This window comes from Rothia sp. HMSC076D04 (genome assembly GCF_001814645.1).
Lineage (GTDB): Bacteria > Actinomycetota > Actinomycetes > Actinomycetales > Micrococcaceae > Rothia > Rothia mucilaginosa.
In genome coordinates this window covers 238,400-240,804 of the sequence record NZ_KV817365.1, presented here as the reverse complement: position 1 = coordinate 240,804, position 2,405 = coordinate 238,400, and the positions used below count along the sequence as shown (strand labels likewise).

The 2,405-nt window shown below is 54.5% G+C and carries 1 protein-coding gene and 1 pseudogene; both read left to right on the top strand.

The genetic code is table 11. The annotated features are described in order from the left end of the window. Positions 1-251 (top strand): annotated as a pseudogene (locus tag HMPREF2980_RS03385) (S-layer homology domain-containing protein); the annotation flags it as partial. A 366-nt stretch (positions 252-617) separates the two neighbouring features. After that, positions 618-2,213 carry a hypothetical protein gene (locus tag HMPREF2980_RS03380; protein WP_049349969.1) on the top strand — a complete coding sequence of 532 codons (1,596 nt, stop codon included), beginning with the start codon at positions 618-620 and terminating at the stop codon, positions 2,211-2,213. The last annotated feature ends 192 nt before the right edge of the window (positions 2,214-2,405 follow it).

Here is a 2,405-nt window from a genome sequence, read left to right as displayed (position 1 = left end):
TCCACGCGGATGCCGGCATTTCGAACGCTACCGTTGCGGCGTTCACCTACCGCGCAGCGGGTTCCCCGGCTGTTTCCGGTGTTTCTTCGTTCACGGATGTTAATCCGAGTTCCGCCTTCTACCGTGAGATTCTGTGGTCCACGCAGCAGTATGTCATCAATCCGGATTTCGGCGCTTTTAATGCGACGGACCTGGTGAATCGTGGTCAGCTGGAGCAGATGCTGTTCAACTTCCAGAATCGAGCTAAGTAGAACGGTGCCAAGTAGAACCACGCTGAGTAAGGCGGACTAGTTCTGAGCTGAATACCCCGTGTTCTCGAACAGGTTTTCTGTTTGGGAGCGCGGGGTTTCAGCGTTTAACAGCTACTCACTGTGTGAGATTTTCGAAAACCTTAAAGCGTTCCTTGAGTGTTTCCTGACAACTGTTCAACACTTTGCTAGGGTGGGAGTACTCCCGAAACCGACGGGGGTACTCAACCACTTTTCTCATAGGGTGTATGCAGATTCAACGGCGAATTCCCTCCCCGCCGGTGAGCTCGCACCACCTCAGATTGCGCCTCCCCGGATTGCACAGCTCTGGACTGCACAGCCCCGGAGAAACGACTTTAAGGATGTCTCATGTCCTCACTTCCGAACTCTAAGTCTTCATTCCTGCACGCGGCTCGCAACTGCAGTGCACTGGCGCTGGCGGGCGCAATGGTTCTGCCGATGACCCCGGTTCTCGCGCAGGATGCAGCACCCGCCGCAAACGCACCTGTGGCTAACGCGCCGACTGCCAATACCCCTGCAACCCAGAATGTTGCGGCTGAGCCGTCTTTCACCGTTGATTATGGGGAGTACGACTTCCTGGACGGACGTGACCTCTTCAGGAAAAAGAGCGACGCCCTGTACACCGGTGAGTACAACGAAATGACGGTGAAGGGCACCGGTTTCACCAAGGAGTGGCGCGAGCAGCACGGCACCGTGGTCATCTATATTGCTGCTACTCAGGACCGTCCTGGTAATGTGGAGCCTTCCACGTCGATGCTTCGTTTTGAAGAGGGTAAGGACTTCACCATCGAAGATGACGGCACCTTTGACGCTTACCTGAAGATCAAGCCCGACACTTTGGAGAGTTACTACCCCCTCACGGAGTACGCCCCGGATATGACCCTGGAGAAGGTGCGTTACGAGGTCGGTATCCTTGCCGAACCTAAGGGTCAGCAGCAGTCGACCGTTCAGGATATTTGGGCTCGCAAGAATGTTGTGGCTCATCAGGCTCTGAACGCCAATGATTATCACCCTGGTACGTTCTCACCCATGTTTAAGTACGATGCTCTGAAGGACACCACGAAGGATCAGGAGCTGCTGATTCAGGGCGTGGGCTTCAACGGGGATCTCTATGGATCGAAGGGCATGATGTACCTCATTCGTGAGAAGAGTACCGGCTCCCCTGTCTTGGCCATGAGTGACATAAAGTACTACCAATACGACAAGGAAACCTACTCGAACATTCTGGAGGGAGGCTTCGCTTTCGTCACCATCAAGATTCCGGCGAACACTCTGGACCCTTCCAAGCAGTACGTTATTGAGGCGCGGAGTGATTACGGCTATGCCAGCGAGACGGATAAGACTCTGATCACCCCGCTGGTGGGTTATGCACCGGAGCACCGCGGTGGCTATTTGGCCAGTTTGGACTTGAAGTTCGAGGGTGTTCACCAGTTCACGCTTGCTAACCCTCGCGATGTACGCCGTGAGACCTTTTCGACAAATCTTTACGGCGATGAAGATAAACAGCCCGCTACCCGCGGCGAGCTGGTTTCCTACCTTTATAGGTTGAAGGAAAGCCCCAAGGTGGACCTCCCGGCGGTCTCCCCGTGGCCGGATGTGAAGACGGACGACCCGAACTACGCCGCATACATTTGGGCTCGTGAAAAGGGTGTTACCTTCGGCTGGTCGGACGGCAAGTTCCACGCGGATGCCGGCATTTCGAACGCTACCGTAGCTGCGCTGACCTACCGTGCGGCTGGTTCGCCGGAGGTGCAGGGTGTTTCGTCCTTCCCGAATATTACGCCGAGTTCCGCGTTCTACCGCGAGATTCTGTGGGTGACTCAGCAGAGTATTATCAATCCTGGGGGCGGCGTGTTTGATTCAGCATCCCCCGTGACTCGTGGCGAGCTGGAATGGATGATGTACTATTTTTCGACTCGTTTTCTTCACCCTGAGCAAAATTAATTAAGTAAGCCGGACTGGCTCTAGCCTTAGTACCCCGTGAACCCTGAGAGTCTTCTTCTCAGGATGCACGGGGTTCGGTTTTTATCGGCTGATCAACCTGTGAAATACCTCAGAACCTTCAAGCTTCTCTTGAGTGTTTCCTGACATCGTTTAGAGGGTTTGATAGGGTGAAAATGTCCCCGAAACCGACGG

Excerpts from the sequence above, each read along its gene's own strand:
- HMPREF2980_RS03380 (WP_049349969.1), top strand. The coding sequence starts at position 618 with ATGTCCTCACTTCCGAACTCTAAGTCTTCATTCCTGCACGCGGCTCGC.